At 71.0% G+C, this 16,836-nt stretch carries 21 protein-coding genes and 1 pseudogene; 13 read left to right on the top strand and 9 right to left on the bottom strand.

From position 1 onward, the window contains the following. Window positions 1–1,350: an AAA domain-containing protein gene (locus ACN26Y_RS02435; protein WP_155333860.1), complete on the top strand. Its 1,350-nt coding sequence runs from the start codon at window positions 1–3 to the stop codon at window positions 1,348–1,350. Between the two features lie 57 nt (window positions 1,351–1,407). On the opposite strand, the gene ACN26Y_RS02430 is transcribed toward ACN26Y_RS02435, so the two are convergent. After that, entirely contained in the window at window positions 1,408–1,938 is a 531-nt protein-coding gene (locus ACN26Y_RS02430) for a GNAT family N-acetyltransferase (RefSeq protein WP_155333859.1), read from the bottom strand. Window positions 1,939–2,360: 422 nt separating this feature from the next. Between ACN26Y_RS02430 and ACN26Y_RS02425 the strand changes: the two genes are divergently transcribed. Continuing rightward, a complete protein-coding gene (locus ACN26Y_RS02425) occupies window positions 2,361–2,810 on the top strand; it encodes a hypothetical protein (protein WP_155333858.1) in 450 nt (149 codons plus the stop codon). A 32-nt stretch (window positions 2,811–2,842) separates the two neighbouring features. Here the strand turns inward: ACN26Y_RS02425 and ACN26Y_RS02420 are convergent, their stop codons facing one another. Both ACN26Y_RS02420 and ACN26Y_RS02415 read right to left on the bottom strand, forming a co-directional pair. After that, a complete protein-coding gene (locus tag ACN26Y_RS02420) occupies window positions 2,843–3,373 on the bottom strand; it encodes an NUDIX domain-containing protein (protein WP_155333857.1) in 531 nt (176 codons plus the stop codon). Beyond that, complete coding sequence (locus tag ACN26Y_RS02415) at window positions 3,363–4,739, bottom strand: DNA-binding protein (RefSeq protein WP_155333856.1); 1,377 nt, start codon at window positions 4,737–4,739, stop codon at window positions 3,363–3,365. Before ACN26Y_RS02415 ends, ACN26Y_RS02420 begins: the two co-directional genes overlap by 11 nt. Before the next feature lie 228 nt (window positions 4,740–4,967). On the opposite strand from ACN26Y_RS02415, the gene ACN26Y_RS02410 reads away from it, so the two are divergent. The 6 genes and pseudogenes from ACN26Y_RS02410 to ACN26Y_RS02385 all read left to right on the top strand — a co-directional run bounded on the left by ACN26Y_RS02410 (window position 4,968) and on the right by ACN26Y_RS02385 (window position 7,625). Then, the gene (locus tag ACN26Y_RS02410; protein ID WP_155333855.1) at window positions 4,968–5,222 is read left to right on the top strand and encodes a hypothetical protein; all 255 of its coding nucleotides are present in this window, start codon (window positions 4,968–4,970) and stop codon (window positions 5,220–5,222) included. Continuing rightward, window positions 5,219–5,482 (top strand): DivIVA domain-containing protein, encoded by a 264-nt coding sequence (locus ACN26Y_RS02405; protein WP_422734174.1) that lies wholly within the window; start codon window positions 5,219–5,221, stop codon window positions 5,480–5,482. The genes ACN26Y_RS02410 and ACN26Y_RS02405 overlap by 4 nt, the downstream gene beginning before the upstream one ends. Next, window positions 5,479–5,718 (top strand): annotated as a pseudogene (locus tag ACN26Y_RS02400) (hypothetical protein); the annotation flags it as partial. The gene ACN26Y_RS02405 and the pseudogene ACN26Y_RS02400, both read left to right, overlap by 4 nt. A 21-nt stretch (window positions 5,719–5,739) precedes the next feature. Further along, window positions 5,740–6,129, top strand: coding sequence for a GIY-YIG nuclease family protein (locus ACN26Y_RS02395; protein WP_155333852.1), 390 nt, complete (start codon window positions 5,740–5,742; stop codon window positions 6,127–6,129). A 103-nt stretch (window positions 6,130–6,232) separates the two neighbouring features. Next, complete coding sequence (locus tag ACN26Y_RS02390; protein WP_422734173.1) at window positions 6,233–6,997, top strand: DUF427 domain-containing protein; 765 nt, start codon at window positions 6,233–6,235, stop codon at window positions 6,995–6,997. Window positions 6,998–7,076: 79 nt separating this feature from the next. Beyond that, complete coding sequence (locus ACN26Y_RS02385; protein ID WP_422734172.1) at window positions 7,077–7,625, top strand: hypothetical protein; 549 nt, start codon at window positions 7,077–7,079, stop codon at window positions 7,623–7,625. Between the two features lie 90 nt (window positions 7,626–7,715). Here the strand turns inward: ACN26Y_RS02385 and ACN26Y_RS02380 are convergent, their stop codons facing one another. Together ACN26Y_RS02380 and ACN26Y_RS02375 are read right to left on the bottom strand one after the other, a co-directional pair. Continuing rightward, window positions 7,716–7,994, bottom strand: coding sequence for a GYD domain-containing protein (locus ACN26Y_RS02380; protein ID WP_422735001.1), 279 nt, complete (start codon window positions 7,992–7,994; stop codon window positions 7,716–7,718). Window positions 7,995–8,117: 123 nt separating this feature from the next. After that, window positions 8,118–8,948 (bottom strand): alpha/beta fold hydrolase, encoded by an 831-nt coding sequence (locus ACN26Y_RS02375; RefSeq protein WP_422734171.1) that lies wholly within the window; start codon window positions 8,946–8,948, stop codon window positions 8,118–8,120. Between the two features lie 129 nt (window positions 8,949–9,077). Here ACN26Y_RS02375 and ACN26Y_RS02370 point away from each other — a divergent pair, with 129 nt between their 5' ends. Further along, entirely contained in the window at window positions 9,078–10,055 is a 978-nt protein-coding gene (locus ACN26Y_RS02370) for a sigma-70 family RNA polymerase sigma factor (protein ID WP_422734170.1), read from the top strand. Here ACN26Y_RS02370 and ACN26Y_RS02365 read toward each other — a convergent pair. After that, a complete protein-coding gene (locus ACN26Y_RS02365; protein ID WP_366598464.1) occupies window positions 9,969–10,325 on the bottom strand; it encodes an STAS domain-containing protein in 357 nt (118 codons plus the stop codon). The two genes, ACN26Y_RS02370 and ACN26Y_RS02365, sit on opposite strands and share 87 nt — an antisense overlap. A gap of 79 nt (window positions 10,326–10,404) precedes the next feature. On the opposite strand from ACN26Y_RS02365, the gene ACN26Y_RS02360 reads away from it, so the two are divergent. The 3 genes from ACN26Y_RS02360 to ACN26Y_RS02350 all read left to right on the top strand — a co-directional run bounded on the left by ACN26Y_RS02360 (window position 10,405) and on the right by ACN26Y_RS02350 (window position 14,199). Beyond that, window positions 10,405–11,652 carry an FAD-binding oxidoreductase gene (locus ACN26Y_RS02360; RefSeq protein WP_422734169.1) on the top strand — a complete coding sequence of 416 codons (1,248 nt, stop codon included), beginning with the start codon at window positions 10,405–10,407 and terminating at the stop codon, window positions 11,650–11,652. A 72-nt stretch (window positions 11,653–11,724) separates the two neighbouring features. Then, entirely contained in the window at window positions 11,725–12,333 is a 609-nt protein-coding gene (locus tag ACN26Y_RS02355) for a hypothetical protein (RefSeq protein ID WP_366598463.1), read from the top strand. 258 nt (window positions 12,334–12,591) lie between these two features. After that, entirely contained in the window at window positions 12,592–14,199 is a 1,608-nt protein-coding gene (locus ACN26Y_RS02350; RefSeq protein ID WP_155333844.1) for a DHA2 family efflux MFS transporter permease subunit, read from the top strand. A gap of 88 nt (window positions 14,200–14,287) precedes the next feature. Here the strand turns inward: ACN26Y_RS02350 and ACN26Y_RS02345 are convergent, their stop codons facing one another. From ACN26Y_RS02345 to ACN26Y_RS02335, 3 genes are all read right to left on the bottom strand, one after another. Next, window positions 14,288–14,608, bottom strand: a complete 321-nt coding sequence (locus tag ACN26Y_RS02345; RefSeq protein WP_155333843.1) for a GYD domain-containing protein — start codon at window positions 14,606–14,608, stop codon at window positions 14,288–14,290. Window positions 14,609–14,978: 370 nt separating this feature from the next. Then, window positions 14,979–15,347, bottom strand: a complete 369-nt coding sequence (locus tag ACN26Y_RS02340; protein ID WP_155333842.1) for a DUF4180 domain-containing protein — start codon at window positions 15,345–15,347, stop codon at window positions 14,979–14,981. After that, on the bottom strand, window positions 15,340–15,777 hold the full coding sequence (locus tag ACN26Y_RS02335; protein WP_422734168.1) for a helix-turn-helix domain-containing protein: 438 nt from the start codon (window positions 15,775–15,777) through the stop codon (window positions 15,340–15,342). Before ACN26Y_RS02335 ends, ACN26Y_RS02340 begins: the two co-directional genes overlap by 8 nt. A gap of 162 nt (window positions 15,778–15,939) precedes the next feature. On the opposite strand from ACN26Y_RS02335, the gene ACN26Y_RS02330 reads away from it, so the two are divergent. Next, window positions 15,940–16,620, top strand: a complete 681-nt coding sequence (locus tag ACN26Y_RS02330; RefSeq protein WP_422734167.1) for a hypothetical protein — start codon at window positions 15,940–15,942, stop codon at window positions 16,618–16,620. The last annotated feature ends 216 nt before the right edge of the window (window positions 16,621–16,836 follow it).

The raw sequence follows: 16,836 nt of genomic DNA, 5'->3' as shown, positions 1-16,836 counted from the left end.
ATGGCCGTCAGCAACCTGCTGCTTCCGCGACAGCCGGCGGTATCGCCGTCGGCTCAGGCCGAGCAGGTCATCACCGAGGTGCTGGCCGACCTGCACTCCCGCGAGCACCGGGGCGTGGTGGTCGACTCGCCTCCCGGCGCCGGCAAGTCGACCCTGGTCGTCCGCGCCGCCATCGAGCTGGCCCGCGCCGGCGAGCCACTGATCGTCATCGCCCAGACCAACGAGCAGGTCGACGACCTGATCGACCGGCTTGCCCGGCAGGCGCCCGACCTGCACATCGGCCGCCTCTCGGCGAACGACTACAGCGCCACCGAGCGGATCAAGCGGTACGCCACCGTCCGGGTCGCCGCCAAGGTCGCCGACCTCGGCGGTCCGTCGATCACTATCGGTACGGCCGCAAAGTGGTCGATGGTGTCGGAGGGCTGCTGGCCCTGGGCGATCGTCGACGAGGCCTACCAGATGCGGTCGGACGCGCTGCTGCGGGTGGCCGGCCGGTTCGAGCGGGCGCTCTTCGTCGGCGACCCCGGCCAGCTCGACCCGTTCTCCACCGTCGAAACCGAACGCTGGGTCGGCCTCACCTGGGATCCGATGCAGTCCGCGGTCGCCGCGCTGCTGCGACACAACCCGGACCTGCCGGTGCACCGGCTGCCGGTGTCGTGGCGGCTGCCGCCGTCGGCGGTGCCGGTGGTCGCCGAGGCGTTCTACCCGTTCACCGGGTTCGAGGCCGGGACGACGCCTGGCGAGCGGTCGCTGTCGTTCAGCACCGCCGGGTTCGGGGGCGGTCTGGTCGACGCGGCGTTGGAGACGGCGGCGGCGAGCGGGTGGGCGCTCTATGAGTTGCCCGCCCGGCACACGGCGCGCACCGATGCCGAGGCTGCTGCGGCGTGTGCCGCCCTGGCGCGCCGGCTGCTGGAGCGTGGGGCCGTCGCAGTTTCGGAACGCGAGCCCGGTGGGGCGCCCGTCACGGCCGATCGGATCGCGATTGGCGCTGCGCATCGGGACCAGGTCGCCGCCATCCGTGCTCACCTCGGCGAGGCCGAGTCCGGCGTCACCGTCGACACCGCCAACCGGCTTCAAGGCCGGGAGTACGACGTGACGATCGTGTTGCACCCGCTTTCGGGCCGGCGGGACGCGACCGCGTTCCACCTGGAGTCGGGGCGGCTCTGCGTGCTCACGTCCCGACATCGGCAGGCGTGCGTCGTGGTGGCTCGGGCGGGGATCGCCGAGCTGCTCGACGCCCACCCGAGCACTGAGCCGGTGCACCTGAACGTGCCGGTCAAGTTCCCCGACGGTTGGGAGGCCAACCAGTCCGTCCTGGCTCATTTGCTGGCACATGGAGTAAGGAGCTGACGGTGGCGAGCCGTTGCAAAAGGTCGCGGGCGGGAAGACCCCCAATCGAGACGTGACCTAGCGAACGAAGACCATGAACATCGGAGCGCCCTCCCACGCTGGCTTGAGCCGTGCTACGCATTGCCACCCCCAGGAGTCGTAGGCGCGACGCGCACCGACGTTGTCGGGCCGGACGAGCAGAGTGGCGCGCTCCTCGGTCCGGCTGCGCATCAGATCGTCATGTAGGGCTCGGGCTATGCCTCGTCGCTGCCACGCGCTGCGTACCAACAACTCGCTGACGGCAAAGGTTCGTTGGTCAGTTTCCTCGGTGAAGCCGGCCGGCACAGGTTCCTGGATGCCATCCCACCACCGGGTGTCCGGCGCCAGCGGGAATCCGTAGATGTAACCCACCAACTGGTCGTCGACCGTCGCTGCCACCAGCGACCAGCCTGGGCGTGGCATGTGCGCGGCGAGCTGCTTCCCGTATCGCTCGGTGTTGTAGAGCGGCCCGTCGTTCGCATGGGCGTCCAGGTAGACGTCGATGAGCTGGTCAACCAACGTCTGGGCCTCCTCAGCCGTGTAGTGCCGCAGCCGCAGGTCTTTCTGCATCAGGCCGGTGTCCCGTCGTAAGCGTCGTTGAACTCCCGGACGTGGGGGAGCGAAGTGCCTGCACCCGCAAGATCGGATCGTACTTCGGCCAGCAGCGCGCTTATTCGTCCCGACCGCACCCGCCCCATTTCCGGCAGCGGTTCGCAGGTGTCACCGGCAACCTCGCCGTTCGCGGGTGGCTGTGCCCATTGCGCTCTGTCGAGCCTAACCCAAACCGTTGCCAGGGTTCGCGGTATACGCCCCACGTATATCGACCATCCTCGCGCCGCCATCTCGGTCGCCGCCGGTCCTGCCCGACGTGGTGCCTCGCCTTCGCCGGAAGTCGAGGCGGAGGGCTGGCTGCTCCTCGGGTTCGAGTACGCCGCCGGCCGCCACCCCGACCTGACCCCGGATCGCCCGATCTGCTTCCGGTGGTGCAACTGTTGAGCGGACTGAGCTGTCAGCTGACTCCGGCTCCGCCCATTCCGCTGCAGCGATTCGCCGACCGTTGGCGGGACCTCATCGCCGCCGAACTGGTCGACGGCGACACGCTCCTGCACACCGACATGATGCCGCGGAACTTCCTCCTCGCCGACCGGCTGCGACTTGTCCACTGGTCCAGCCCGGCGCACGGAGCGGCGTGGATCGACACCGCGTTCCTGCTGGTACGCCTCATCCGCGCCGGCCACGAACCGGCCGCCGCCGAGGCGTGCGCCCGGCAGGTCCCGGCGTGGGCGCACGCATCCGGCGAGGCGGTGAACGCCTTCGCCGACGGGCTGGGTGCGCCTCTGGGAACGCAAGCAGCAGACCGCGCCCGGTCCCCACCCGCGGACCGATGCTGGACGCAGTGTCCGCGTTGGCGGACCTACCGGAGCGCTATCAGCCGGCGATAGCAGATTGTGACAGCGAATCTCGCAGCCCGGGTTCAGCGGTTTGAAGGATCAGTGCCGTTAAGTAGATATCGCGGTGCTGCGGCTTGGGCGGCGAGGAGTGCTTGCGTCAACCGGTTGTGAACGTATGGGCGGAGGAGTCCTCGTGCCGCCCCCAGTGGGTAGAACTTGCACGCCAGCAGTTCGTCGTCCATTGGTCGGAGCGCGGCGAGCTGGCGGTTGTTCAGGACGCCGCCGTCGAAGATGAACATGAGGCTGTCGTCCCATGCGCCGTGGGGCGCCACCCAGTCCACCACGAGCATGGTCCGGATCCGGAGGTCGAGGCCGAGCTCTTCGCGAAGCTCTCGCTCAGCGGCCTCGTGCGGAGGCTCGTTCGCCTCGGCCATTCCGCCGGGCAGGTCCCAGTCGGGCTTGTATCGCGGGTTGACCAGCAAGATTTCACCCTGCTCGTTGCGGATCAGGACGTCCGCGCCGACCCGCTTGCGGGGCTGCTTCGCGTTGCCTTCAGCTAGATGGACCCGCCATGCTTCTGGATCGCGCTCGTAGAGCGGACGGTCATCGCGCATGCGCCTGACCTGCACTAATCACCGAGTGAAGTCCTCCCATGATGCCGATCCACGCATTCTCGCGGATGGCCTCGCCGATCCGCACCATCGTCGCCTGCGCTTCGGTGGAGCGCGAGGCGTGCGGCTTGAGCAGCATCTCCACGTGCCGGAGGTGTTCCACGACCACAGCCGAGCTTAGGCCGGTGGTGAGTTCCAGCACGCGGTGGGTGACGACACACGCTTCATCGAGCAGTCCCCGTCCCAGTAGCGCCGTCACGAGCATGAGCTGGGCGAGTAATCGGCTCCGCACCCTCTCACTGGCACGCGCAGTAAGCGCATCTTCCAAGCGTCTGTGCGCCTCGGCGAGATCACCCATGCGGAGGAAACAGCGTGCAGCTTCGATGGCGAAGGAGGTCTCGTCGAAAGGGCTCAGCCACTTGGAGACGACGACCGTTTCCTCGGACAGGGCGCGTTCGGCGTCTTCAAGCACGCTCATCGCCTCGGCCGGTTTCCCGGCGATGGCCAGGCTGCGGGCCTGTATGGCCAGTAGCCGTGCCTTGAGTAGACCGTGCGAAGGCGCCGTCCGCGCCGCCTCCAATCCGCTGATCGAGTACGTCAACGCGTCATTGGCATTGCCCTGATAACTGGCGAGGTGGCTGAGGCTTGCGAATACCTGCGCCTTGAGCTGCTGGTCGCCGCTATCGCGGGCCAGGTAGCTTGCGGCCATCAGATGTTCTCTGGCGGTCGGCGCGGCGCCAGCGTCGTGCGCCATCCAACCCGCCATCTCGTGCAGGGAAGCCGTGGCCGCGAGGAACGCCGGAGATGCGGCGGCTCGGGCTCCGTGCCTCGTCAGCGAACTTCCGTGCTCGGCGAGATAGCTGCTCACGGTCGCGTAGAGGTGCCCGCCGCCCACCCGCCGGTCCGCTGAACGAAGCGAGCGGAGCAGGCGCAGGTCCGGCTCACGCGGTGCGGCCGGGGAATCGCCGGCTGGGCTTCCCGCGGGTAAGGCGAACCACAGCAGTTGCTGGGGCATACCGAGCAGCGCTGCCCAGGCGGCGAGTCGATCAAGGTCGCGCAGGGGCAGGCCGTTCTCCAGCCGGCTGAGCTGCGCCTGCGTCTGCCCCATCCAACCTGCGACGACTTCTTGCGGCAGCGGACGCATTCCGTGGTGCGGATGATGCCGGTACGCCCTTATGACGCGTCCGATGTGGCGGTCAGCGAAGGCGGCCTGTAGCTCGGACGTATCCCAGAACCCGGTCGGCAGGGTGGGTGGCGTCAGCAGGCGTGCGCTCTGTCGCCGGTAGCAACTGCTGCACTGGTTCGTCCGGTTGTCCCGTGCCAAACCTGCGCCACAGGAACAGCGGCGTGATGCCCGGTTGGTCTGCACTCAACACCTCAGGCGTCATGTCCGTCAGCATGGGAATCGTTGAGGTTGTGGGAGCTATGAGCGATCCGTATACGCCTCATCGACCGTCGGTCATTCTGCCTCCTTCGAATCGCCGACACCATCCCTACACGGCCCGGGGCGGGTGCTGGGCTCCGATCGGTGCAGGCGCGCGCGACCGTACCGGTCGTCCCCGCCCGCCTCGGCGCCCTACCAGAGCGAGGGAGGGACATGGATTCGATCGACGAGGTGCTCGGAGAGCTGCCGCTGCCGCCGTACGTCACCGTCGAGAACGTCGGCTTCGCCGTCAAGGCGCTGACCGTGCACGCGCCCGAGCAGTGGCCGGACGGCCCGCGCTGCCGCAACGACCGCGCCCCGCATCCGTGTCGGCTGCACCGCTGGGGCCAGCGCGTCCTGGACCAGCGCGGCCTCACTGACCGGCAGGTCCAGGCGCTAATCGCCGAGCAGGAGGCACCGCAGCGATGATCTACGTGACCGGCGAGCGCCTGCAGGCGCACCACGTCCGCGCCGCCACCTTCGACATCCGCTGGCGCGGCCTCGACCCGAACCAGGTCTACGACTACCTCCACCGGATCGCCGACGAACTCGACCGCCTCCACCGGGAGTTGGCCACCGCGAACACCGAAGCCGAGCGCATCCGCCAGGCCCTACGCCAGTGGCAGTCCCGCCACACCGGCTGCCGCCACACCGCACCCGGTTCACCGAACAGTAGGTGGCCGCGATGACCGCACCCCGCTGGGTCATCCACCTGCCCACGACGCTGACCAGCCTCGACGAGACGACGAGACTGGCGGCAGCACTGCGCGAATCCCTCGGCCACGTCACCGCCATCGACTTCGGCGAGACCACCCTCAGCGAGGAGGACCGCCAGTTCCTGCGTACCCGAGTGTGGTGTGACGCCAGGCTCGACGGCGCCGGCCGCTGCCGACGTCGCAACGACCACGACGGCCCGTGCGGGAGCACGGGGGAGTAGCCTCCGGGCATGCCCGACCCCTTGATCGACGACCTGTTGGCCGCCTTCACGCCTCCCGCGCCGTACACGATGGAGGCCGCCGCCGACGCTCCCCGCGCGCCCGGCGTGCACGTGGTCCTCGACGGCGGCACGGTCATCTACGTCGGCCGGACCGGGAACCTGCGCAACCGCCTCCGGCAGCACCTGACCGGCAACCGCGGGTCGTCGGTGCTGCACGAGCAGGTCGGCCAGCTCCTCGACAAGCAGGGCCCGGTGGCGACAGCGCAGGACATCGCCGGCTGGCTGGGCAAGCGCGAGGTCCGCTGGCAGGAGACCGACAACCCGGAGGGTACGAAGGAGAGCCTGGTCCTGGCCTTCAAGCCTCGCTTCAACCGGCAGGTGCCGAAGCCGCGCCGCTAATGCTCGCGGCGGGCAGGGCCACCCGGAAAGAGCGAGCGTCGACTTCCGCTGGGCAGCACTGATCGTTAGATCGGTACCCGATCTGCGAGACGAGGAGGACACGGTGCCGGACTTTCCGAAGGCCATCGCCATGGTCGACCGTATGGAGCCGGTGCCCCGCCGGATCCGCGCCTTCCTCGCCGGGGAGCAGGTGCTGGACACCACGCGGGCGCGGTACGTGTGGGAATGGCCGTTCTACCCCCAGTACTACATCCCGGTCGCCGACGTGAATCGCAGCCTGCTGGTTGATGAGCAGTGCACGGAGGAGTCGCGGCGCGGCGCTGCGCGGCTGCACGGGCTGCGGGTGGGGGAGACGGTCCGTCGTTCGTGCGGGCGGTGGTACGGCGAGGACGCGCCGGCGGGGCTGGCGGACACGATCCGGTTCGACTGGGACGCCATGGACAGTTGGTTTGAGGAGGACGAGCAGGTCTTCGTGCACCCCCGCAACCCGTATGCCCGGGTCGATGCGCTGCGGTCCACCCGGCGCGTACGGGTGGAACTGGACGGGGTCGTCCTGGCCGAGTCGACGTCGCCCGTGCTCGTCTTCGAGACCGGTCTTCCGACGCGCTACTACCTCAACCGCACCGACGTGAACTTCGGCCACCTCGTGCCGTCCGCGACGACGACCGCCTGCCCGTACAAGGGCCGGACCAGCGACTACTGGTCGGTCCGTGTCGACGGCACCGACCACCCGGACCTGGCCTGGTCGTACGCCTTCCCCACCGCGGCGCTCCTGCCGATCGCCGGCCTGATCGCCTTCTACAACGAGAAGGTCGACCTGATCGTCGGCGGCGAGCGGCTCAACCGACCGAAGACGCACTTCTCCTGACCGGCGCCGCGCCGGTTCTGGGCTGCCGGACCGGTGCGGTGGTCCATGGCGGCGGCCGTACGGGCGTAGGGTCGGTGCCGTGGACGGGGAAGGGCGTCGATACCGGTACGTCGGCCCGGCCGACGTGCGGGCATCAGTCGCCGACGCTCCCGAGGGCTGGCCCATCCGGTCACCGGTCGACCTCGACAGCTACCTGGCGGCCGCAGATCCACGCGACCGTGACGAGCCGTTCACCTACGTCGTCGACACCGGCGGTACGTTGCGGCTCGCGCCGAGACGCAGCGAGCACGTCGCCTGCGCCGGCGGCGGAGAAGTCCTCGGCGCGGGGGAGATCGCCTTCGCTGGCGGGCGGGACGGCTGGGTCGTGACCGAGGTGACCAACCAGTCCACCGGCTACTGCCCCGATCCCACCTCATGGGTGGCGGTGGCGGGCGCCCTCGACCGGGCAGGTATCGACCGCCCGGAAGGCTTCACCGTGACGGTCATCTTCCGGCGCTGCCTCGACTGCGGCGAACGCAACCTCGTCCGCGACGACGACTACGTCTGCGCGCTCTGCGGTGCTGAGCTGCCGGAGGATGTGGAACCTCGGCTGACGGCCAAGCCGTCGACCAGTCAGCGTTTGCGCTGACACCCGAGCCTGAGGGCGAACCCCGACCAGTCTCGTGGCGATCGACCGCCGCAGCCACCGCCATCGGGCTGATCGCCGCCGGCCTCACCGTCACCGGCCCGGCGGCTGGTACATGACCGGGAGCTGGGCCGCGGCGTCGATCTCCTCCGGGGTGATCAGCGGGACGACCCGCGCGTCCACCCCGCCCGCCGCGCGGACGGCGATGCCCAGGGCGGCGGCGGTCACGGTGTCCGGCAGGTCGCCCACCACGTACAGGTCGTAATCGCCGAGCGCGAAGTACAGGCTCTCCACCCGGCCGCCGGTGTTCTCGATGAGAGCCCGGACGACCTCGGCGCGCGCGGTCCCGCCCTCCCTGCCCAGCCCCGCCATCCCCTGACTGGTGTAGGTCGCCTTGACCAGGAACTTCGCCACGCTGGCACCACCTTCCCCCACGCTCCCCGCAGCCCGGCCGCGCGCGCCGCGCGTACCCGCTTCCCGCCCGACTACGCCTGGTCAGCCTTCCTGGTCGAGGAAGGCGAGGGTGACCGCGGCGAAGAGCGGCGAGGAGAAGAGGTTGTAGTGGGTCAGCCCGGGCAGGATGGCCAGGGCGTGGCCGCCCTTGGGCCGGCCCTCGCCCGCCCAGCCGCCGTCGCGCAGTCCGCCGTCGAGCAGCTCGAAGACCTCGACGAAGTGGCTCGGGGGTTGCATGTCGGCGTCGGCGGCGACAACCAGCGTCGGCACCCGCAGGCCGCGGACCTGCTCGGTGAAGTCGAAGTCCTTCGCCATCGCCTTGCCGATCTTGTCCAGCAGCCGGGGGAAGTCCTCCGGACGCGGCGCCACCCGCTGGTAGAGCTCGTACATCGGGGTTTCCTTCATGAACTCGGCGGCCGCGCCGGTGACCTGGCCCTGCTGCGCGAGGATCTCCGGGTACGTGGCGTCGCGGCGGATGCCCGCCGACGCCGACACCAGGCGGCCCACCTTGTCGGGGTGGCGGATGGCGACCAGGAGCGCGACGCCGCCGCCGAGGGAGTAGCCGACGACGTCCGGCTTCTCCAGCCCGAGGTGGTCGATGAGGGCCGCGACGTCGTCGGCCATCAGCGCGATGTCGAGCGGCCGGTCGATGTCGGCGGTCCGGCCGTGCCCCTGCAGGTCGACCAGGATGACCTGGTGGCCGCCGGCCAGGGTGGGCAGGATCGGCCCGAACATCTCGCCGGAGCCGAGGCCGCCGTGCAGCAGGACCATCGGGCGGCCCTGCCCGTGCGTCTCGTAGTACAGGTTGATGCCGTTGACGTCGGCGTACCGGCCGGTGGTGGTGGGCTCGGCGGTCCACTGCGTGGTGGTCATGACGGTGCTCCCTCGCGTCGTGTGCTGAGCTGACGTCCTGGTGACCAGGCGAACGCCGGAGACTCATCGGTGCGGGAGACACGAATTTCGGGCCTGGGATTGTCGGGGGAGAGGGTTAGATTGGCCGGCGTGAGTGACGTGGCGACCGGCACCTCCATCGAGTCGCACCTGGAGCCGTACCGTTCGGAGTTGACCGGCTACTGCTACCGGATGCTGGGCTCGGCCTTCGAGGCCGAGGACGCCGTGCAGGACACCTTCGTGCGGGCGTGGCGCAACTTCGAGCGGTTCGAGGGCCGGTCGGCACTGCGGACCTGGCTGTACCGGATCGCGACCAACGTCTGCCTGACCATGCTCACCAGCGCGCAGCGCCGGGTCCGGCCGATGGACCTCGGGCCCGCCGGGTCGGGCGACGCCACGCACGCCGGTGAGCCGCGTCCCGACGAGATCTGGGTCGGCCCGGTGCCGGACAGCCGGGTGCTGCCGGAGGGCAGCGACCCGGCCGAGGTGATCGCCGGCCGCGAGTCCGTGCGGTTGGCGTTCGTCGCCGCGCTGCAGCACCTGCCGCCGCGGCAGCGGTCCGTGCTCATCCTGCGGGAGGTGCTGGCCTGGTCCGCCCAGGAGGTGGCCGATCTCCTCGGCACCACGGTGGCGAGCGTCAACAGCGCCCTGCAACGGGCGCGGGCCACCCTCGCCGCCGCCGACACCACCACCGACGTCTACCGGCCGCTCGACGAGGAGCAGAAGGCGCTGCTCGCGCGGTACGTGAAAGCGTTCGAAGCGTACGACCTGACCGCCCTCACGACGCTGCTGCACGAGGACGCCACGCTGTCGATGCCGCCGCTGCCGCTGTGGATGCGCGGCCACGGCGACATCCTCACCTGGATGGGCGGCACGGGCTGCGGGTGCCGCGGCTCCCGGCTGGTGCCGGTGGTGGCGAGCGGACTGCCGGCGTTCGGGCAGTACCGCCCCAGCCTCTGCGGCTCCGGGCACGACCCGTGGGCGTTGATCGTGCTGGAGATCTCAGGCGGGCGGATCGCGGGCGTCAACAACTTCCTCGACACCGCCCGCCTGTTCCCGCTGTTCGGGTTGCCGGGCCGGCTGGAATAGCGCGTCGGTCAGGCCGAGCAGGTCGGCGAGCTCCAGCAGGCCGGCGCCGGCGCCGCTGACCACCAGCCGCCAGCCGTGCCGCCGCGCGGTCACCCGCAACCGGGCCAGGGCCTCGATCGTGACCACGTCCGGGCGGGCCCGGCTCACGTCGCAGACCACCACGCCACCGTCGTTGCCGCGCAGCACCTCGGCCAGGTCATCGCAGCGGGCGGGGATGTCCGCGCGGGTCAGCGTCGCGCCGACGGCGAAGGAGATCGCGGGGGGCGTCACCCGGATAGGACCGCCGGGCGCTGGGAAACTCACCGCACCCGGACCGATGAATCCCGTACGACCCGGTGGTCTGACCGGCATGACGATCAAGCGGACACTCCGAATCGACGGCCGGGTCCTCCTGCCCGGCGACGAGGGCTACGACACACACCGCAAGCCCCTCAACCCGGCGCTCGACCCCCGCCCCGCCGTGGTGGTGCGGGCCGCCGGCACGGCCGACGTACGGCGGGCGGTGCTCGCCGCCCGTCACCACAAGCTGCCGTTCGCCGTCCAGGCCACCGGTCACGGGACCCACGTGGCGCACGACGGCGCGCTGCTGCTGCGTACCGGTGCGATGGCGGCGGTCCTCGTCGACCCGGACCGGCGGGTGGCCCGCGTGGGTCCCGGCGCCCGGTGGGGTGACGTCCTGGCGGCGGCCGCGCCGTTCGGGCTCGCGCCGCTGTCCGGCTCCTCACCCGACGTGGGCGTGGTCGGCTACACGCTGGGCGGCGGCCTGGGCTGGCTCGCCCGGGAGCACGGCCTGGCAGCCGACAGCGTGCTGCGCGCCCAGGTGGTCACCGCCGCCGGCACGGTGGAGACGGCCGGCCCCGACCGCAACCCCGACCTGTTCTGGGCGCTCCGCGGCGGCGGAGGCTCGTACGGCGTGGTCACCGCGCTCGAGTTCCTCCTGCACCCGGTCAGCCGGGTGTACGCCGGCGCGGTCACCTTCGGCCGGGACCGGGCCGCCGAGACGATCGCCCACTACCGGCACTGGATCGAGCGGGTGCCCGACGCGCTCAGCTCCGCGCTGCTGCTCACCCGTGACGGGTCGCTCGTCGTGAAGGCCATGTACACGGGCGACCCCGACCGTGGCTGTGCGCTGCTGGAACCGCTGTGGAAGGTCGCCGGGCCGGTCGTCGACGACGGCATGCGGGTCGTCGAGTACGCGCACGCGGCGATGGGCGGCACCTTCGCCCGTACCTTCGACCAGGTCCGTGTCCTCGACGACGACCTCGTGGCCGCGCTGGTGGCCGAGCCGGACACCACCGTCGAGATCCGCCACTGGGGTGGCCGCATCGCGCGCGACTCGGGTGCCGCCGCCCACCGCGACGCGCCCCTGTCGGTCGTGCTCGACACCGTCCCGTCGCCGCGCACCGAGGCGGCGCTGCGCCGTGCCGGCCTCGGCAGCAGCTTCCTCAACTTCCTGCCCGACCCGTCCCGGACGTCGGCGGCGTTCACCGCCGGGAACTGGACGGCGCTGCGGCGGATCAAGGCGACGTACGACCCGGACAACGTCTTCGGCGCGGGCCTCGCCGTCCCACCCGCGCGGATGACCGTCTCCGCCTGACCGGCGTGCTCGCATAGACCATGTTGACTGCGGCTGGTAGACCGGGAGGGGACGCGCGCGAAGGAGTTGCCTGTGAGTGGGGAGATGCCGGACCGAGCCCTGACGGCGGCCCTGGCCGACGCCGCGGCGATCCGCGGCACCATCGAACGCAAGGCGACCCACAACCAGAACGTCATCGGCCTGCACCTCACCGTCGTCGCGGCGGTCGCCGGGTTCATCCTCGCCGAGAAGGCCGACCTGCGCCTGCTCCTCATCCTGCCGCTCGTCAGCGCCGCGCTGGGCTTGAACGTCGTCTCGCAGTACCGGGACATCCGCATCGCGGGCGACTACATCGAGCAGGTGCTGCGCCCGGCCATCGCCCAGTACACCGGCAACGGAACCCTCTTCGGCTGGGAGGCGTTCTACTGGAAGCGGAAGCACGACGGGCACCTGGCGCAGGCGGCGGCCATGGGTCTGATCTTCCCGGGCGTCTCCACGCTCGCCCTGGCGATCACCCTCCCCGCGGTGCGGACCCTGGCCGATCGGCTGGCCTGGGTCGTCGGGGCGGGGATGCTGGTGCTCCTGCTCGCCTCCTGGACGAACCGGCTGTCGGAGATGGCCCGTGCCCGGCGCGTGCGGCTCCTGCGGCGGCGGATGCCACCGGCGGCCGACACGAGGGAGGCGGAGCCGGCGGCCGGTTGACGCGCGGCCCGCGACGCCGCCGGATCAGGAGCGTTCGACCGGCGGGTGACGACGAAGCGCGCCGCCGCCAGCGCCGCAGCAGTGCTGCCGTGGCCGTCCTCACAGCTCTGCTGCCCGCAAATCCAAAGGCGGAGTGTCGGTGGCGAGGGCTAATCTTCCTGCGAGCGTTCACCCCTCGCAGGTCGCGCCGGCCCGCCGGCAGGCGCCGCGCCGCCACCACCGCTCACCCGTTCGGTTGATCCGACTTCAGGAGATTTCGTGACACAGCAATCCGTCGCGGCACCGCAGCCTGTCCCGACATCGGACAAGCTCGACGCCGCGGTCCTCAAGGTGGCCGGTGTCGTCGTGCTCGGTGCGATCATGTCGATCCTCGACGTGACGGTGGTCAGCGTCGCGCTGCCGACGTTCCAGAACGAGTTCGACGCGTCGTACGCCCGCGTGGCGTGGACGATGACCGGCTACACCCTCGCGCTGGCCACGGTGATCCCGCTCAGCGGGTGGGCCGCCGACCGGTTCGGCACGAAACGCCTCTACATGATCGCGTTGGCGTTGTTCACGATCGGGTCGGGTCTGTGCGCCACCGCCGACACGATCGGCGAGTTGATCGGCTACCGGGTGCTGCAGGGCCTGGGCGGGGGCATGCTCATGCCGATCGGCATGACGATCATGACCCGGGCGGCCGGGCCGAACCGGATCGGCCGGCTGATGGCCGTCCTCGGCATCCCGATGCTGCTCGGCCCGATCGGCGGCCCGATCCTCGGCGGCTGGCTGATCGACGTGGCGAGCTGGCACTGGATCTTCCTGATCAACCTGCCGATCGGCGTCATCGCGCTCGTCTACGCGCAGCTGGCCCTGCCGAAGGACAACCCCGAGCCGTCCGAGTCGTTCGACTTCCTCGGCATGCTGATGCTCTCGCCGGGTCTCGCCCTGTTCCTCTACGGCGTCTCCACGCTGCCCGAGACCGGCACGTTCGCCGATTCCGAGGTGTGGGGGCCCATGCTGGTCGGGGCCGCGCTGGTGGTGGCGTTCGTCCTCTACTCGTTCAAGCCCCAGCACCCGCTGCTCGACCTGCGGCTGTTCCGCAACCGCCGGCTGACCATCGCGGCGGTGACCCTGTTCGTCTTCATCATCGCGTTCATGGGCGCCGGCCTGCTGTTCCCGAGCTACTTCCTGCAGATCCGCGGCGAGTCGACGCTGCACGCCGGCCTGCTGATGGCGCCGCAGGGCCTCGGTGCGATGGTCACCATGCCGATCGCCGGCATGCTGGCCGACAAGGTGCCGGTCGGGCGTACGGTGCCGTTCGCGCTGCTGCTGATCGTCGCCGGGTTCTTCACCTTCACCCAGGTCGACCCGAACACGTCGTACGTGCTGCTCTGCGGCTCGCTGTTCGTCATGGGCCTGGGCATGGGCGGCACGATGATGCCGATCATGACCTCCGCGCTGAAGACGCTCACCGGCCACGAGGTGGCGCGCGGCTCCACCCTGGTGAACATCCTCCAGCAGATCGGCGGCTCCGTCGGCGCCGCGGTGATGTCGGTGATCCTCACCAACGAGCTGAACGGCTCCCGGGTGGTCCCCGGCGTGACCGGCCCGAACGGCGAGCCGGTCACCGAGGCGGGGCTGGCGATCGCCGCCCAGCAGCGCCCCGAGCTGGCCCAGCAGGTCCCGGATCCGTCGCTCATCGAGCGGGGGCTCGACTACGCCGCCGACTCCTTCGGCACGACGTTCTGGGTGGCGTTCGCGCTGGTGCTGGCGACGTTCATCCCGGCCGCGTTGCTGCCGCGCCGGCGTGAGCGGTCGCACCTGCTCGACGACCAGCCCGGCGAGCCGGGCGAGCAGCCGAAGACGCCCGTCGTCGTCCACTGAGCCGACCGTCGAGGGCCGCCGGGCACGTCCCGGCGGCCCTCGCGCGGCCCGCTCGAACGTGGTCGCGGCCGAAGCAGGACCGGCGCGATCAGATGCCCGGGGGTGTGTACTCGACCTTCTCCCGGGTCGCCTCGTCGACCTCCTGCGGCGTCAGCACCGGCGTGACCCGGGTGTCCAGGCCGCCCGCCGCCCGGATGTCGATCGCCAGTCCGGCGGCGGTCTTGTGGTCCGGCAGGTCACACACCACGTACGTGTCGTCCGCGCCGAACCCGAAGTACATCGACTCCATCGTCCCGCCGACGTTCTCGACCATCGTGCGTACGACGTCGGCACGCTTGGTGCCGCCGTCCTTGCTCAGGCCCTTCATCCCGTCGACCGTGTAGGTCGACCTCAGCAGGAACTTCGCCATCTCGGCACCTCCCCAGACGCTGCGGCAGCCGGGCTCAGCCCGTACCCTGCCGTTGGACGCGCTCGCGGCCCTCGACCTTCGCGCGGCCCTGGTCCCGCTCGCTGCCGGAGCTTCCGGTCGCCGTGCGCAGGTGCCGGGCCTTCGGCGAATGCTCGACCGGAGAACCCTGGTGTCCGCGTGCCCCGCTGCCGGGATGACGGCGCCCGCGCGCCGACTCGCCGCCGGGATCATGCTTGTTCGGCTTGTGGCTACCCATGGGCCGCGCGTACCCGGTACGGCGGCCACTACGCCTCCCGTCGATGAGCCGATCGCGACGGGGATGGCCCGATATCCCGTTCCAGGGCGGCGGTGTGGCGCGGCGCGCGGGGTGTCAGGCCGCCTCGCGCAGCCGCTCGTCCAGCGCGTCGAGGTCGGGCACGAACCAGACGTGCCCGCCCTGGTTCGACTCGTGGACGAGGGCCCGCAACGCCGACGATTCCGCCAGGTACGCCGAGATGTCGCCGACGATCGCGAGCCGCAGCCGGTAGTTCACGAACTTCTGCATGATCTCGCCGGCGAACCGGGTGCCCAGCGAGAAGAAGCGCGCGTCGAGCCGGCTCGCCGGCACGGCCACCACCTGCGCGCCGAGGAACGCCGACCCGATGAGGTCGAGCGCGTCCTGCTCGGTGGCGATCACCGGCCCGGCCGGGTCGAGCACCAGCACCGGTACGCCGGCCCGCTGCTGGAAGTCGTCAGTCACGGCCGAGCACCCCGTCCAACACGGAGTCGACCAGGCGCAGCAGGTCCGCGGTGGCGGTCGGGTCGCCGAGGATCACGAGGGTCATCCGGTTCCGTTCGTCGTCGTACATGGTCTGGAGCCGCAGCGGGGGGCCCGGGTCGTGGCGGGTGGCCGCCCCCGCCTGGACGAGGGTGCCGAGCCGGTCGGCGGCGCCCCGGTCGACGCCGTCGATGCGGACGATGCTGGACACCTCCACCGGCCCGGCGGGCGGCACCGGGGCGGCCGGTGCGGCGGAACCGGTCAGCGCGGCCAGGTCGCGGGCGGCGATCCGGTACTGCTTGCCGATCCGCGCCGCCCGCAGTTGTCCGGACCGGATGTAGCCGCGCACCGTCCGCACGTGCAGGCCGAGCCGCTCCGCCACCTGCTCGACCGAGTACATTTCTTCCGTCATCGTTCCCTAAGCGTAGCCGATAGGGAAGGTTGGAGAATGATGAGGGTGGAGCTGTGGGGTGGACGGTCAGGCTGACCGCCGGTGTGCCGAGTCCGGGGTGACCGGCCCGAGCGGGGCGGCGCGGCGAAGCGCGGACGGCTACTGTGGCGGACCGTGACTCCGATGACACTGCGTCGCGCCGGCCGCGCCGGACTGGTGCTCCTCGCCCTCACCGCCTTCGTGCAGTTCCTCCTGCCGTGGTTCGCCGGCGACGACGGCGAGGTGGTCATCGGCCTCGACCTGACGTACGTGGAGGCCGAGTTGCCGGAGCCGGCCAACCCGTTGACGCAGTACTTCCTCGAGGTGGCGCCGCTGCCGGCGTACGTGGCACTGCTGCTCGCCGGCACCGTGGCGGCGCGGCGGCGCTGGGCCCGGATCGTGGCGGTGGTCGTGGTCGTGCTGGCGGCGGCGCTGGCCGTGGTGGCGGCAGTCGGCCTGCTGTCCGCCGTGGAGGACTACTGGGAGCCGTACGAGGCGGTTCGGTTCCAGATCTACGCGGTCGTGACCGGCGGGCTGGCCGTGCTGCTACTGGCGGGTGCCGGCGTGCTCGCGGCCGGGCTGCGGCGCGCGTACGACGGTCTCGTCGCCGGGTTGCTCGTCGCCTTCGCCGCGTTCCAGATGGTCGGGGTCGGGCTGCTCGCCGGGGAGGGAGTGGGTGCCTCGATGACGGCCGTGCCGTGGCTGGCCGGCGCCGCGTACCTCGCCGCCGCCGTCTGCGCGGTCCTGGCGGCGGTCGGCTCCGCGTCCGGGGACCGGACCGACGACGCCGCACCCGCGCCGCCACCGCCGCTGGTCCGGGCCTGACGCCGCGGCGGCGACCCGATCATCGCCCCTTCGGGGCCTCCGCGCCCTCCAGCAGCCGGCCCAGGCCGGTGACGCCGGGGCCGATCCGCTTGACCTGGCTGTCGAAGAGCAGGTGGATCGTGCCCTCGGCATCCATCGCGAGGCTGGCGTGGCCGTCGTACTCCTCGCCCAGCGGGTAGCACTCGCCGGCCGCGGCCAGGCTGTCGAACCATGTCT

Source organism: Micromonospora sp. WMMD558 (assembly GCF_049315255.1).
Lineage (GTDB): Bacteria > Actinomycetota > Actinomycetes > Mycobacteriales > Micromonosporaceae > Micromonospora.
Note: the sequence above shows the minus strand (reverse complement) of the source record. Positions and strands in the feature narration are given on the sequence as shown.

Coding starts and splice junctions, on each gene's coding strand:
- ACN26Y_RS02345 (WP_155333843.1), bottom strand. CDS start 14,608: ATGGCGAAGTTCCTGCTGAGGTCGACCTACACGGTCGACGGGATGAAG.
- ACN26Y_RS02430 (WP_155333859.1), bottom strand. CDS start 1,938: ATGCAGAAAGACCTGCGGCTGCGGCACTACACGGCTGAGGAGGCCCAG.
- ACN26Y_RS02420 (WP_155333857.1), bottom strand. CDS start 3,373: ATGCGCGATGACCGTCCGCTCTACGAGCGCGATCCAGAAGCATGGCGG.
- ACN26Y_RS02435 (WP_155333860.1), top strand. CDS start 1: ATGGCCGTCAGCAACCTGCTGCTTCCGCGACAGCCGGCGGTATCGCCG.
- ACN26Y_RS02410 (WP_155333855.1), top strand. CDS start 4,968: ATGGATTCGATCGACGAGGTGCTCGGAGAGCTGCCGCTGCCGCCGTAC.
- ACN26Y_RS02405 (WP_422734174.1), top strand. CDS start 5,219: ATGATCTACGTGACCGGCGAGCGCCTGCAGGCGCACCACGTCCGCGCC.
- ACN26Y_RS02380 (WP_422735001.1), bottom strand. CDS start 7,994: ATGGCGGGGCTGGGCAGGGAGGGCGGGACCGCGCGCGCCGAGGTCGTC.
- ACN26Y_RS02360 (WP_422734169.1), top strand. CDS start 10,405: ATGACGATCAAGCGGACACTCCGAATCGACGGCCGGGTCCTCCTGCCC.
- ACN26Y_RS02330 (WP_422734167.1), top strand. CDS start 15,940: ATGACACTGCGTCGCGCCGGCCGCGCCGGACTGGTGCTCCTCGCCCTC.
- ACN26Y_RS02395 (WP_155333852.1), top strand. CDS start 5,740: ATGCCCGACCCCTTGATCGACGACCTGTTGGCCGCCTTCACGCCTCCC.
- ACN26Y_RS02335 (WP_422734168.1), bottom strand. CDS start 15,777: ATGACGGAAGAAATGTACTCGGTCGAGCAGGTGGCGGAGCGGCTCGGC.
- ACN26Y_RS02375 (WP_422734171.1), bottom strand. CDS start 8,948: ATGACCACCACGCAGTGGACCGCCGAGCCCACCACCACCGGCCGGTAC.